The sequence below is a fragment of the Caballeronia sp. LZ035 genome (assembly GCF_031451175.1).
Classification (GTDB): domain Bacteria; phylum Pseudomonadota; class Gammaproteobacteria; order Burkholderiales; family Burkholderiaceae; genus Caballeronia.
The window spans coordinates 54,607-66,414 of sequence record NZ_JARUXS010000003.1; the positions used below are offsets into that span (position 1 = coordinate 54,607).

Here is an 11,808-nt window from a genome sequence, read left to right on the forward strand (position 1 = left end):
TCAGGCCTGTCAGGTGCGCTGTCAGGCGCGTTTCGGCGGCCACGGCACCAGCACGCTCGTGGTGCGCATGTAGTCGCGATAGCCATCGCGTGTCACGGCGAGGCGTGCTTCGAGAATCGGAATGCCCGATACCTTCAGCAGCAGCCACGCCATCAGCACGGGCGGAGCGAGCGTGACCCACGCCCACGGCAGACCGATCGACAGCGCCGTGTACGCGAGCCAGTGAACGCATTCAAAAAAGTAGTTCGGATGACGCGAGTAACGCCATAAACCTTCCTGACACACCTTGCCGCGATGAGCCGGATTAGCGGCGAAGCGTTTCAGCTGCCGGTCGGCCACTGCTTCGCCCGTGACCGCGACGATCCAGATCGCGATGGCCGCGACGATGTTCCCGGCACCCGCCGGTTCGACGGCATAGGCGGGCACGAAGAACGCGGCCGCAAGCAGCATCGAGATGACGGCCTGCAACTGGAAGAACCAGAACATGTTGCGTGCGGCGCGCTTGCCCCAGCGCTCGCGAAACGCGTGATAACGCGGATCTTCAGGCTTGCCATGATTGCGGCGCCACAGGTGCAGCGCAAGCCGCCCGCCCCACAGCAGGCCGCCCGCCGCGACGCACACGCGATTGAGCGGCGCCCCCGTTGCGCTCGCGGCGACGAACAACGCAACGATGCCGAGCGTGGCGGCCCAGACGGGATCGACCATGCCGGCGTTTTCGGTGCGCAGTTGCTGGAGCCACGCGGCCGCAAAGACCAGCACGAGTCCAGCGACTACGATGGCAAGGGTGACGATGAAGGGCATGGGCGAGTCCGTATCGATGCTCGTGTTGAGCAATACGGATGCCGGGCGCGGCTGGATGCGGCTCACCGCGGGCGAACGAAAACTCGACGTGTCCCGTGCAAGCGGCTCTGAAAGTGACGCCTTGACGCGTGGCGGAGCGCGGCTGCGCTCACGCCTGCCCTGCAATAACGCGCGTCAGGTTGTATGCATGGCGCCCGTGCCGAGCACCGGTCCGGTCGGCGCACCCGTGGGCGATCCGCCCGACGGTTCGTCGGACACCGCGAGCACGGCCTGCGCATTCAACTGCGCCATGATTTCGGGCGGCAGGGACATGGTCGCGGGCTGATCGGACGTGAACACGCCGAGCGGGATCGGCTTGGCGTTCGGCGGGATCAGCCAGAGTTCCGTAGTGCGGCCCGCCGGCATGGCGACGCGCGCGGCGGGTATCACGACCATGCGCGCACGCCGCACATCGACGGTCGCGGTCCAGTGCGCGACGCCGTCCTTGGGCGCGATCGACGCGACCATGTACTCGCTCGACGCGGCCGTGGTGGCCGGCGCCTGTGTCGCCTGGCGGGTCCAGTTGAGGTTCACGCCGAGCAGCACGAGCGCGGCAACACTGGCGCCGATGGTCAGCCAGCGCCACAGGCTCAGGCTGTCCCACCAGCGCTTGCCCGGCGCTTCGCCCGGTTCGGCTTGCGGCGACAGGAAGCCCAGGTCGCGGCGGATGCGGGTCCAGACGCGCGCGGGCGGCTCGATCGGGCCGATATCCTGCGCGAACGGCGCGAGCCGTTGCTGCCATGCGTCGAGCAGGCGTTGCAGGGCGGCGTCGCGCGTCACGTCGGTCTCGAACGCCGCGCGCTCGCTCGCATCCAGCACGCCGAGTGCGTACTCGGCGCAGCGCAGGTCGTCGTCGTCGCGAAGGGGCGTGTTCATTGTTCGAGACAGGTCTTGAGCTGCATCAGGCTGCGGCGGATCCAGCTTTTCATCGTGCCGAGCGGCACGGCGAGACGCTGCGCGAGTTCGCTATACGTGGCGCCTGTGAAGAACGCTTCACGGATCGCGCTCTTCTGTTGCGCTTCCAGTCGGTCCATGCACAGTTCGAGGCGGCGCCGCTCTTCATTCCATTCCGCGGCGGCGGCGGGCGTGGGGGCTTCGTCGGCGAGCTCCGGGGTTTCATCGTCGCCGAGCAGTTCTTCACGATGCTGACGCAAGCGGTCGATCGTGCGGTTGCGTCCGAGCGTGATGAGCCATGTGATGGCGCTGCCGCGCGCGGGATCGAACGTATCCGCGCGGCGCCACGCGCTGGCGTAGACGTCCTGCAGGATGTCTTCGGCTTCGGCGCGATCATGCACCATGCGCACGATGACGCCGAACACACGCGCCGACGTCTCCCGATACAGCGCGGCAAACGCCTGCTCGTCGCCGCTCGCGACGCTCACGAGCAACTGGTTCGTACGTTCGCGGCGCTGACGGTCGGCGTCGGCGGAAGGGTCGGTGCTGCCTGAGAAGGGGTCCGTCATGGGCAGAAAGGGCCGCACTGCGCTCCATGCTGAGTATGTCGCGCAATATAGCATTGCCGCCCGCCGTTCAGTCCCTGTCACCATGTCGATTGCGCTCCGCCGCTTGCCTTCACTCCATACGGATGACGCGGCAAGCAGGATGCGCGGGACGTTTCGCCAACGGCCGTCGGCTAGCGTGAACGCGACAGCATCGTGCCGCGGCAAGCGCTCGCGAGACAGCGGCACGCATAGAGTTGCTTGAGGGCCGCGGTGCGCCGGCCTTCCACCGTCAGACGATAGTCGATGAACAATTCCTGACCGGATTCGATCGGCGCGATGGCGCGGATGAACACGCGTTCGCCGTCCTGCTCTGCCTCGCAGTTCGGCGCGCAACTGTGATTGAGCCAGCGCGCCGAGTTGCCGCCGCGCGCGCCGTCGATCACGCGGCCGTCGTCGAGGCCGAACAGGAACGTGTGGCCGTCCTCGGGACTCGAGCGGGCATGCAGTCGCTGCGCTTCCTTCCATGAAACGCGCAGGCCTTTGTATTCGAGCAGCAGGGTGCCTGGCGATAGATCGGCGAGGGCGAAGACGCCCCGGCCATGAACGGGCGAAGTCCGGACAGTGATTCGGCGCATGGTGTGGCGGGTCGCGTTGGGGACGATGAATAATTGAGGGATGACGTTCGCGTCGTTATGATGTGGCCGTCATAAATCGCTGTCATCTGCCATGCCCGCAGTTTCCCTCCGCAAGAGCACAAAGCGCAAGCCGTCACGCGGCATGCTTGCGCGTTATCGAAACAGGATTGTCGAAGTGCTTGGGGAGGCGCGCGGCCAGCGCGTGATGATACGGTCGATTCATGACGACGGCGTGGAGCGGCGCACGGCTGTGAAGTGGATCAACCTGATGCCGCTGGAAATGGAGCTCTTCTGAAGCGTTCACCGCTAGCCGCGCAACAGGCCTCGCGCCTGTTCGAGCAGCGCCGCCGCCGCGAGAAACTCCTTGCGGCCCGCCAACGTGAGTGCGGCGGTTGCGGTGTCCTTGAAGAGTTCATCGTCGGACACGGCGGGGGTGTTCGTTTCATTCACGCGTGCTTTCAGCAAGCGAAAGTACGCGAGCGTTTCGAAGGCTTCTGCGCGCTGCTCGGCGGGCGCGTCTGCCGCGATCAATTCCGCCGCGCCGGTCAATTGCGCGATGGCCTGTGCGTAGTCCGGGCGTTCCATCTGCTTCTCCTTTTCTCATGGTAAATCGTGCGCTAGCCGTGTGCATGCCGGTGATGAACGTCCGGAAAATGCGCGTGCGTATGCGTGATCGGAAGATGCACGTGCGGATGCGTATGCGGCTCGTCACCGTGATACGCGAAGTCGTGCTCGTGCTGATGATGCGCGTCGTGCGAGTGACGATGCGTGTGCTCCAGCCGCTCGTGCGTGTGTTCGTGCTCATGACGTTCGCGCACGTGCAGCCAGACGCCGAAGGCCATCAGCGTGGCGGCGATCCAGAACAGCGCGCCTGGCGCATGCGGCCAGAGGGCCAGTGAAATCGCGACGCCGAAAACCGGCGCGACCGAGAAGTACGCGCCCGTGCGCGCCGTCCCCAGGTGACGCAGCGCGATCACGAACATCACGAGGCTCACGCCATAGCCGGCGAAACCGGTCGCCATTGCGGCGAGCAGCGTTGTCGGCGCGGGCAGACGCGCGCCCAGCGCGAGCGCGATGCAAAGATTCGTCATGCCCGCGACGAGCCCTTTCGCGCACGCGATGACCGTGGCGTCCGCGGCCGAGATCTTGCGCGTCAGATTGTTGTCGATGGCCCAGCACGCGCACGCCAGCACGATCATCAACGCACCGCTCGGCAGGCCGCTGCCTGTTGCGCCATCGGGTTGCCAGGCGAGCACCACGCCGCCCGCGACAATCGCCGCCATGCCGAGAAACACTTGCCGGTCCACGTTCTCGCGAAACACGAGCCACGCGATGGCCGCCGTCAGCACGCCTTCGAGATTGAGCAACAGCGCGCTGGTCGAGGCGGGCGTGCTGGTGAGCCCGAGCATCAGCAGCGCGGGACCCGCGACGCCGCCCGCGACGATCGCGCCCGCAAGCCACGGAAGCTCGCGCGCACGCAATCCGTTCGACGCGTGGCGCTTCGGTCGCAGCAGGATGACGCCGCCCAGGCCGATGCCGCTGCCCAGATAGAACAATCCCGCGACCATGAACGGCGGCACGCCGCCGAGCAGGACCTTGGCGACGGGCGTGGCGGCGCCGAACAGCGCGGCGGCGCCGAGGGCGATCAGGATGGCGGTGAAGCGGCTGGACATGGCGAGGACGTTCAGGAATCGGCGAGGGTTCAGTGTAGAACGCATCGTCACGAACGTGCCCCGCCGGACGCGCTCATTTTTCTCTCATTCTCGCGGTGCAGACTCCTTCCATCGACAAACAAGCGGGCAATGAGGAGAGGACACCATGAAAACGATCGGCGCACAAAAAATGAAAATGCTCAAGAAACTCATCCTGGCGGCCAAGCTGACCTTTGGCATCGCGACGGTGGCCTACGCGCATCCGTTCATCGGCGTGGGCATTCTCGGCGGACCGGTGTTCCCGGTCGCGTCCAGCGCCCAGAGCGCGCCGCCGCTGCCCGTCTATCCCCGCGCGACGGATTCCGGCCCCGCGCCGCTGCCGCTCGATGCGCCGCAGGTCACGTATGCATCGCCGGTCATCGGCAATCTCGCGGCCATCATGGGCCATGCGAACAATGCAAATGTTCAGGGCAGTATCTGAAACCGGCATGCGTGAATGAAGCTCACATACGCGTCAGAAACATTCGTTTGTGCCGCGTTGCGTGCGGCGTTAGGCTGAAGCGTTCCACTTCATCGCTTGCGTCTGCACATGCCCGATTCCATCGACTACGCCGCCCTCGCCGATGCCGCCCGCAACGGCTACCTGAACCGCGTGATCGCGAGCGTCAACGATCACGCCGTCCACCTGAGCGTGATGGACGCGCCTTACCGCTGGCATCTCCATCCGGACTCGGACGAGACGTTCATCGGCGTGGAGGGCACGCTGGTCATCGAGTTCGAGGAAGGCGCGGTCGAGTTGCACGCCGGCGAACTGCTCACGGTGCCGGCCGGCAAGCGCCACTGCACGCGTCCGGGCGGCGCGCGCTCCGTCAATCTCACGATCGAAAAGCAAGACGCCGAAACCGTCTTCTGCGAAGCGCCTGGCTAGCGCCGCGCCCGCGTTTCCAGATGTTCGACGAGACGTTGCGCCGCAGGCTGCAACGCATCGAAGTCCCTGAAGCAGATCACGAAGCGTCGCGCGGCGAAGTCATCAGACAGCGGAACCGCCGCGATGCCGAGCGCCTGCCGGTAGGTGCCTGCTACTTCCATCGGCACGACGCTGATGCCCAGCCCGGCCGCGACGACGCGAAACGCCGCGTCGAAGCTCGACACGATCACGCGATACGACATCGACTTGCCCGCTTGCGCCGCCGCGCGCTGGAGCATCGTGTGAACGGCGGTGGCGGGCGGCAGGCCGACATGCTCGAACGCGAGCGATTCCTCGAAGCTCACCGAACGCCGCTTTGCCAGCGGATGATCCGGCGGCACCGCGAGCGCCAGCTGGTCGCGGCGGTAGGTGCGTTGTTGCAGGCCGCGCAGATCGACGCTGTCCCAGCACACGCCCACCGACGCCACGCCTTCGCGCAACTGCCGCACGAGTTCGTGCGACAGCCGCTCTTCCACGTCCACCTTGATGTTCTGGTTGGCCGGCTCGCGCATGAACGAGGCGATATCGTCGAGCAGCGCCTCCGCAATCGCCGACGCCGACGCGCAAATGCTCACGCGTCCTACCAGGCCGCCGCCGAACGCGGCGACGTCGTTGGCGATGCGCTCCAGGGTGAACAGCACGCTGCGCGCGTGTTCCAGCAGCGCGCCGCCTGCCGGCGTGGGCTCGACGCCGCGTCGCGAGCGCGTCAGGAGCGGCACGCCGAGCGCCGTCTCCAGTTGCGCAATGCGCTTGCTGATGGCCGACGGCTCGATATGCGCCTCCTGCGCCGCCCGCGCGATGTTCTGGTGTTCGCAGACCGTCACGAACAGGCGCAGCGTTTTCAGATCGATGTCGCGCATGGCGGGCCGGTGCTCCGTTGATGGTCGGGATCTTCCGGAGACATTCCGAACCGGAAGCATGAAGCTTCCAAATTACCGCTTTCTGCGCATTTGCGGAATGTCTAGAGTGGAGAACATTCAAAGAAAACACGGAGACGAAACCTCATGTCCGCGTTCCCCACCCGCGCTGTGATCCGCGAAGTCGGATTGCGCGACGGTCTGCAAAGCATCCAGACCCTCATGCCGACAGCGCGCAAGCTCGAATGGATCGCGTCCGCCCACGCGGCGGGCCAGCGCGAGATCGAAGTCGGCTCGTTCGTGCCGGCGCGCCTCCTGCCGCAACTGGCCGATACGGCCGAGCTCGTCGCCTTCGCGAAGCGCCTGCCCGGTTTGTTCGTGTCCGTGCTGGTGCCCAATCTCAAAGGCGCGGAACGCGCACTCGACGCGCAAGCCGATCTCATGCTCGTGCCGCTCTCGGCGAGCCACGCGCACAGTGTCGCGAACCTGCGCAAGACGCCGCAGGAAGTGATCGACGAAGTGGCGCGGATGCGTGCTGCGCGCGATGCGTCGGGGGCGAAGACGCTGATCGAGGGCGGCATCGGCACGGCGTTCGGCTGCACGATCCAGGGCCGCGTCGATCCCGCCGAAGTGCTGCGCCTGATGCAGGCGCTGCTCGATGCGGGCGCGGACCGCGTGAGCATCGCCGATACCGTGGGTTACGCGGGCCCTTCCGCCGTGCGCCGGCTGTTCGAACAGGCGCGGCGCATCGCGGGCGAGCGCTTCTGGTGCGGCCATTTCCACGACACGCGCGGCCTCGCGCTCGCCAACGTCCATGCCGCGCTTGAAACCGGCGTCGCGCGATTTGATGCGACGCTCGCCGGCATCGGCGGCTGTCCGCATGCGCCGGGCGCGAGCGGCAACGCGGCGAGCGAGGATCTTGCCTTCATGCTCGCCGAGATGGGCATTGAGACCGGCATCGATCTTCCTGCCTTGCTATCGCTGCGCGCGCAACTCGCACACTGGCTCGAAGGCGAAACGCTGCATGGCGCGCTCGCACTCGCGGGCCTGCCGCTGACCTTCACGCAACCCTGCGCAATCGAAGCCTGAGGACCCTATGACTCATTCAGCCCTGCCGCTCGACGGCATTCGCGTGATCGAGTTCACGCACATGGTGATGGGACCGACCTGCGGCATGATCCTCGCGGATCTCGGCGCCGAGGTCATCAAGATCGAACCGCCCGGCGGCGACAAGACGCGCAATCTGCCCGGCCTGGGCGTGGGCTTCTTCCGCTCGTTCAATCGCAACAAGAAGAGCGTCGTCCTCGACCTGCACACGGACGAGGGACGCGAAGCCGCGCTGGAACTGATCGGCGGCTGTGACGTGCTGCTCGAAAACTTCCGTCCCGGCCTGATGACGAAACTCGGGCTCGACTACGACACGCTGTCGAAGTCGTATCCGAAGCTGATCTACGTATCGCACAAGGGCTTTCTTCCCGGCCCGTACGAGAAGCGTCTCGCGCTCGACGAAGTCGTCCAGATGATGGGCGGCCTCGCCTTCATGACCGGTCCGGCAGGGCGGCCGTTGCGTGCGGGAACGTCGGTGAACGACATCATGGGCGGCATGTTCGGCGCCATCGGCGTACTGGCCGCGTTGCGCGAACGCGAGCGCGACGGCCACGGCCAGGAAGTGCAGAGCGCGCTGTTCGAGAACTGCGTGTTTCTTTCGGCGCAACACATGCAGCAATACGCGATGACCGGCGAAGCGCCGCCGCCGATGCCCTCGCGCGTGTCGGCCTGGAGTGTTTATGACGTGTTTACGCTCGCCGACAACGAGCAGTTGTTCATCGGCGCGGTGAGCGACAAGCAGTTCGTCACGCTGTGCGACGTGCTCGAACGTCCCGACCTCGCACGCGAGCCGGCGTTCGGCACCAATGCCATGCGCGTCGCGGTGCGCCCGGCTTTGCTCGCGCGGCTCGGGGAGATCCTCGCGTTGCATCGCGCGGACGAACTGGCGCCGAAACTCGAAGCGGCCGGCATTCCGTATGCGCCCATCGTGCGTCCCGAGCAACTGCTCGACGATCCGCATCTGAAAGCAAGCGGCGGCCTCGTGCCGATGCAGACCGACGACGGCGGCTCGACCGATGTGGTGCTGCTGCCGCTCACACTGGGCGGACGCCGGCCCGGCGTGCGGCAACCGCTTGCGGCGGTGGGCGAGCATACCAGGGAGGTGCTGGGACGGCTGACAAAACACGTCACGGCATGATGCTTCGCGACAGGCGCATATAACAATCCGCGCCGTCGCCTACAGAGTGGCATGGGTCCGTTGTCAGCCGAATCAAACGGCAGTCACGGACGCATCAAGGAGACACAGACAATGCAGCCTACCTTCAGCGCGGTCGCAGAGCCGCTCGCTTCGCCCGACATCCGCGTCGACATGACGCCCGGCGCGCAGATCTCCGCTCGCATGGACCGCCTGCCGATCACCCGGCATCTATGGATGCTCGTGTTCCTCATCTCGCTCGGCGGCTTCTTCGAAATCTACGATCTCATCTTCACCGGCTATATCGCGCCGGGCATGGCGCGCAGCGGTCTGTTGCAGACCACCACGCATGCGTTCTTCGGCTTCACCGGCATCGCCGGATTCATCGCGGCGACCTTTGCCGGACTGTTCATCGGCACGTTCTGCTTCGGCTGGCTGCCGGATCGCTATGGACGCCGCAGCGTGTTCACGGTCTCGCTGCTGTGGTACTCGATCGGCTCGGCCATCATGGCGTTCCAGACCACGCCCGAAGGCGTGATCTTCTGGCGCTTCGTAACGGGCATCGGCGTGGGCGTCGAGATCATCACCATCGACAGTTATGTCACCGAACTCGTGCCGCAATACATGCGCGGCCGCGCGATGGCGTTCAACCAGACCGTGATGTTCGCCGCTGCGCCCGTCGCCGCGCTGCTCTCGTACTGGCTCGTGCCGGAGACGGTATTCGGCCTCGACGGCTGGCGCATCGTGGTGCTGGCGGGATCGGTGGGCGCGGTCATCGTCTGGTTCATCCGGCGCGCGGTGCCGGAAAGCCCGCGCTGGCTGGCGATGCATGGACGTACGGAAGAATGCGAACGCGTGGTCGGCAAGATCGAGCGCGTCGTGGCGCGCGAATCAGGCCAGCCGCTGCCGCCGCCCGCGGCTTTCGTCGAGCAGCCGTCGCACCGGCGTGCAGCGCTCGGCGAGCTGTTCAAGGCGCCGTATCGCGCGCGCCTCATCATGCTCATTGCCTTCAACTTCTGCCAGGCGATCGGCTATTACGGTTTCGCCAACTGGGTGCCGACGTTGCTCATCGGACAGGGTGTGAACGTCACGAAGAGCTTGCTGTATTCGTTCGTCATCGCCTTCGCGCTGCCGCTCGGCCCGCTGCTCGCGATGTTCTATGCCGACCGTATCCAGCGCAAATGGCTGATTGTCGGCGGGGCGCTCGTCGTGATCGCGAGCGGCCTCGCGTTCGGGCAGATGAAGTCGCCGGTTGCGCTGATCGCGCTCGGCGTGCTGATCTCGCTTGCGGGCCAGACCATCTCGGTGTGCTATCACGCGTATCAGACCGAACTTTTTCCCACCGCCGTGCGTTGCCGCGCAAGCGGCATCGTGTATTCGGCGAGCCGCGCCGGCGCGATGATGTCGGGCTTCATCATCGCGTTCCTGTTGAAAGAGTCCGGCGTGCCGGGCGTGTTCGCCGGCATCACGGTGTGCATGCTGCTGGTTGCGCTCGCGATCGGCGTGTTTGGTCCGCGAACCAACGGCTTGCGGCTCGAGGAACTCAACCACTGACACCACGTTGACACGAAGACGACTTGTTCGCCAAGAGTCGTCTTCAATGCACTTTCAGTTGCATGTCGATGCGCACAGCCTTGAAAAACTTTCCGCAACCCTGCGCAAGGTTTCCTTCGAACGCCGATCTAATCGCCTTGAACTTCACGGCCCACATTGACTCGCGGAAGCGGGAACAACTCCTGCATCGTGTGCTCTAAACGATGCGACGCGAATAACCGACGCTCGCGCACTTCCTTCTTCTTCGCTTTCACGGCAAGGCCCATGCTGGTGCATCGATGTCTGAGGCTGGCCCTGTGGAGCATGCAAGTTCGAGCGCCATGAATACGCAACTCAGTGAGCAATGCAAGTCCCGCCTGTTCCGCATGAAGTTCGAACGTCCGGTCAAAAGCGTTGCGTTTGTCCTCGCGGACAGCCGCGAAGCGGCGTGGCGTATCGGCAAGACGGTGATGGCAGTGGTGCATGGCGTCGGCATCCAAAATGTCGAGCTGCACGGTATCCAGTCTTTCAGGGAACTGGTGCGCACCGGCGTCAGCGAGGACCAGGATCTTCGCATCTTTGAACTCGTCACTGCCGGCGATCAGGTTGAAGAGTGGTCGCACGCGCCCTACTTCTTTACCGACGATCCCTCGCTGCTCGGTAAATGGGCGGAACTGCGCGCCGACCTTGCGTCGGAGGTTGCGCACATGGCGCTTCGTCGCGCGCGCTGAGCGCTACAGGCACACACGATGCTTGCTGCAAGGGCAGGCGTCATGCACAGCGCGGTCCGCTGCCGATCACGACGCTTCCTTGGGCGTGGTCCATCAGCGGCGGGGTGCTGCAATGATACGGTCGTACAACCATAAAGGCTTCGTGCTCGAAGTCGCGGTGCAGGCGAACGGCCGGCTCGTACCGGCTCCCGTGACCGCACATTACCTTGCCATCGTGACCATCAGCCGCTCCGGACGACCCGTCACGGCGTTCTCGCCATTGTGCGTGGAGAACGCGACCTTCCAGACCTTTGCTTCCGCCGAAGACGCGCTGATGAGCGGGCACACCGCGGCGCGCGCCATGGTCGACGAGTGGACTGAACCTGCGGACTGAGCGGTTCGAGCATGACGGCGGCGCATATCGGCCGTCATGTAAGGCGATCTGAAGTCAGGCGGCCACGCGCCGGTTGTGCTGACCTTCCTGGACGTCCGCTGCGGACGAGGCAGAGTCGAGCGCCGAATCGAGCAGCGCCAGCTTGCGTTGCAGCGAGGCTACCCGCTGACTCTGGGACGGAACGAGGTCGTACTCGGAATCGAGTTGTGCGACGCGCATGTCCCAGTAGCGGGTGGGAAGCCGGTCAGTCGAGGTATTGCGTTCGACGAAGTTCGCCAGGACCATCTCGAGATGCTGAAGTTCGCGCTCGGCGAACTGAGCCGGTCGACGCTGTCGAAATGCGGGGACGGAAACTGCGTTAATGCCACTTTTCATGTTGGGGTTCCAGCCTGGTGCTCAGAAGCAAGTACTTCAGCAAGGGATGTACCCCATTGACGTTTTGCCCGGCTTCAACATGTATCCAAATGAAAACGGCGTGGTGGTCATCGCGGGCTTGCCGCCGTGCCTAGGGCCTGCCCGCCCGTTACAATTTGTCC

At 65.2% G+C, this 11,808-nt stretch carries 16 protein-coding genes; 8 read left to right on the top strand and 8 right to left on the bottom strand.

The genetic code is table 11. The features are described 5' to 3' along the window. Positions 1-21: 21 nt before the first annotated feature. From QCE88_RS23270 to QCE88_RS23285, 4 genes are all read right to left on the bottom strand, one after another. On the bottom strand, positions 22-801 hold the full coding sequence (locus QCE88_RS23270; protein ID WP_309906694.1) for a DUF1295 domain-containing protein: 780 nt from the start codon (positions 799-801) through the stop codon (positions 22-24). Positions 802-975: 174 nt separating this feature from the next. Next, on the bottom strand, positions 976-1,716 hold the full coding sequence (locus QCE88_RS23275) for an anti-sigma factor domain-containing protein (RefSeq protein ID WP_309906696.1): 741 nt from the start codon (positions 1,714-1,716) through the stop codon (positions 976-978). Further along, positions 1,713-2,303 carry a sigma-70 family RNA polymerase sigma factor gene (locus QCE88_RS23280; protein ID WP_309906698.1) on the bottom strand — a complete coding sequence of 197 codons (591 nt, stop codon included), beginning with the start codon at positions 2,301-2,303 and terminating at the stop codon, positions 1,713-1,715. The genes QCE88_RS23275 and QCE88_RS23280 overlap by 4 nt, the downstream gene beginning before the upstream one ends. 170 nt (positions 2,304-2,473) lie before the next feature. Then, positions 2,474-2,917, bottom strand: coding sequence for an SET domain-containing protein (locus QCE88_RS23285; RefSeq protein ID WP_309906700.1), 444 nt, complete (start codon positions 2,915-2,917; stop codon positions 2,474-2,476). Between the two features lie 142 nt (positions 2,918-3,059). On the opposite strand from QCE88_RS23285, the gene QCE88_RS23290 reads away from it, so the two are divergent. Further along, positions 3,060-3,212 (top strand): hypothetical protein, encoded by a 153-nt coding sequence (locus tag QCE88_RS23290; protein WP_309906703.1) that lies wholly within the window; start codon positions 3,060-3,062, stop codon positions 3,210-3,212. A gap of 11 nt (positions 3,213-3,223) precedes the next feature. On the opposite strand, the gene QCE88_RS23295 is transcribed toward QCE88_RS23290, so the two are convergent. Together QCE88_RS23295 and QCE88_RS23300 are read right to left on the bottom strand one after the other, a co-directional pair. Next, complete coding sequence (locus QCE88_RS23295) at positions 3,224-3,502, bottom strand: hypothetical protein (RefSeq protein WP_309906705.1); 279 nt, start codon at positions 3,500-3,502, stop codon at positions 3,224-3,226. A 32-nt stretch (positions 3,503-3,534) separates the two neighbouring features. Next, on the bottom strand, positions 3,535-4,590 hold the full coding sequence (locus tag QCE88_RS23300; protein WP_309906707.1) for an EamA family transporter: 1,056 nt from the start codon (positions 4,588-4,590) through the stop codon (positions 3,535-3,537). A gap of 145 nt (positions 4,591-4,735) precedes the next feature. Here QCE88_RS23300 and QCE88_RS23305 point away from each other — a divergent pair, with 145 nt between their 5' ends. Both QCE88_RS23305 and QCE88_RS23310 read left to right on the top strand, forming a co-directional pair. Further along, positions 4,736-5,050 carry a hypothetical protein gene (locus tag QCE88_RS23305; protein ID WP_309906709.1) on the top strand — a complete coding sequence of 105 codons (315 nt, stop codon included), beginning with the start codon at positions 4,736-4,738 and terminating at the stop codon, positions 5,048-5,050. A 108-nt stretch (positions 5,051-5,158) separates the two neighbouring features. Next, complete coding sequence (locus QCE88_RS23310) at positions 5,159-5,497, top strand: cupin domain-containing protein (RefSeq protein WP_309906710.1); 339 nt, start codon at positions 5,159-5,161, stop codon at positions 5,495-5,497. Here the strand turns inward: QCE88_RS23310 and QCE88_RS23315 are convergent. Next, positions 5,494-6,396 (bottom strand): LysR family transcriptional regulator, encoded by a 903-nt coding sequence (locus QCE88_RS23315; protein WP_309906712.1) that lies wholly within the window; start codon positions 6,394-6,396, stop codon positions 5,494-5,496. The two genes, QCE88_RS23310 and QCE88_RS23315, sit on opposite strands and share 4 nt — an antisense overlap. 144 nt (positions 6,397-6,540) lie before the next feature. On the opposite strand from QCE88_RS23315, the gene QCE88_RS23320 reads away from it, so the two are divergent. The 5 genes from QCE88_RS23320 (at position 6,541) to QCE88_RS23340 (ending at position 11,272) form a co-directional block, all read left to right on the top strand. Continuing rightward, on the top strand, positions 6,541-7,482 hold the full coding sequence (locus QCE88_RS23320; RefSeq protein WP_309906714.1) for a hydroxymethylglutaryl-CoA lyase: 942 nt from the start codon (positions 6,541-6,543) through the stop codon (positions 7,480-7,482). Between the two features lie 7 nt (positions 7,483-7,489). Further along, the gene (locus tag QCE88_RS23325; RefSeq protein ID WP_309906716.1) at positions 7,490-8,638 is read left to right on the top strand and encodes a CaiB/BaiF CoA-transferase family protein; all 1,149 of its coding nucleotides are present in this window, start codon (positions 7,490-7,492) and stop codon (positions 8,636-8,638) included. A 111-nt stretch (positions 8,639-8,749) separates the two neighbouring features. Further along, positions 8,750-10,189, top strand: coding sequence for an MFS transporter (locus QCE88_RS23330; RefSeq protein WP_309906718.1), 1,440 nt, complete (start codon positions 8,750-8,752; stop codon positions 10,187-10,189). A 320-nt stretch (positions 10,190-10,509) separates the two neighbouring features. Continuing rightward, positions 10,510-10,899 carry a hypothetical protein gene (locus QCE88_RS23335; protein WP_309906720.1) on the top strand — a complete coding sequence of 130 codons (390 nt, stop codon included), beginning with the start codon at positions 10,510-10,512 and terminating at the stop codon, positions 10,897-10,899. 112 nt (positions 10,900-11,011) lie between these two features. Continuing rightward, the gene (locus QCE88_RS23340) at positions 11,012-11,272 is read left to right on the top strand and encodes a hypothetical protein (RefSeq protein ID WP_309906721.1); all 261 of its coding nucleotides are present in this window, start codon (positions 11,012-11,014) and stop codon (positions 11,270-11,272) included. A gap of 54 nt (positions 11,273-11,326) precedes the next feature. On the opposite strand, the gene QCE88_RS23345 is transcribed toward QCE88_RS23340, so the two are convergent. Then, positions 11,327-11,647 (bottom strand): hypothetical protein, encoded by a 321-nt coding sequence (locus QCE88_RS23345; protein WP_309906723.1) that lies wholly within the window; start codon positions 11,645-11,647, stop codon positions 11,327-11,329. Positions 11,648-11,808 lie beyond the last annotated feature (161 nt).

Bases quoted from the DNA above. Each gene is read 5' to 3' on its own strand.
- QCE88_RS23270 (WP_309906694.1), bottom strand. From the start codon at position 801: ATGCCCTTCATCGTCACCCTTGCCATCGTAGTCGCTGGACTCGTGCTG.
- QCE88_RS23275 (WP_309906696.1), bottom strand. From the start codon at position 1,716: ATGAACACGCCCCTTCGCGACGACGACGACCTGCGCTGCGCCGAGTAC.
- QCE88_RS23280 (WP_309906698.1), bottom strand. From the start codon at position 2,303: ATGACGGACCCCTTCTCAGGCAGCACCGACCCTTCCGCCGACGCCGAC.
- QCE88_RS23285 (WP_309906700.1), bottom strand. From the start codon at position 2,917: ATGCGCCGAATCACTGTCCGGACTTCGCCCGTTCATGGCCGGGGCGTC.
- QCE88_RS23290 (WP_309906703.1), top strand. From the start codon at position 3,060: ATGCTTGCGCGTTATCGAAACAGGATTGTCGAAGTGCTTGGGGAGGCG.
- QCE88_RS23295 (WP_309906705.1), bottom strand. From the start codon at position 3,502: ATGGAACGCCCGGACTACGCACAGGCCATCGCGCAATTGACCGGCGCG.
- QCE88_RS23300 (WP_309906707.1), bottom strand. From the start codon at position 4,590: ATGTCCAGCCGCTTCACCGCCATCCTGATCGCCCTCGGCGCCGCCGCG.
- QCE88_RS23305 (WP_309906709.1), top strand. From the start codon at position 4,736: ATGAAAACGATCGGCGCACAAAAAATGAAAATGCTCAAGAAACTCATC.
- QCE88_RS23310 (WP_309906710.1), top strand. From the start codon at position 5,159: ATGCCCGATTCCATCGACTACGCCGCCCTCGCCGATGCCGCCCGCAAC.
- QCE88_RS23315 (WP_309906712.1), bottom strand. From the start codon at position 6,396: ATGCGCGACATCGATCTGAAAACGCTGCGCCTGTTCGTGACGGTCTGC.
- QCE88_RS23320 (WP_309906714.1), top strand. From the start codon at position 6,541: ATGTCCGCGTTCCCCACCCGCGCTGTGATCCGCGAAGTCGGATTGCGC.
- QCE88_RS23325 (WP_309906716.1), top strand. From the start codon at position 7,490: ATGACTCATTCAGCCCTGCCGCTCGACGGCATTCGCGTGATCGAGTTC.
- QCE88_RS23330 (WP_309906718.1), top strand. From the start codon at position 8,750: ATGCAGCCTACCTTCAGCGCGGTCGCAGAGCCGCTCGCTTCGCCCGAC.
- QCE88_RS23335 (WP_309906720.1), top strand. From the start codon at position 10,510: ATGAATACGCAACTCAGTGAGCAATGCAAGTCCCGCCTGTTCCGCATG.
- QCE88_RS23340 (WP_309906721.1), top strand. From the start codon at position 11,012: ATGATACGGTCGTACAACCATAAAGGCTTCGTGCTCGAAGTCGCGGTG.
- QCE88_RS23345 (WP_309906723.1), bottom strand. From the start codon at position 11,647: ATGAAAAGTGGCATTAACGCAGTTTCCGTCCCCGCATTTCGACAGCGT.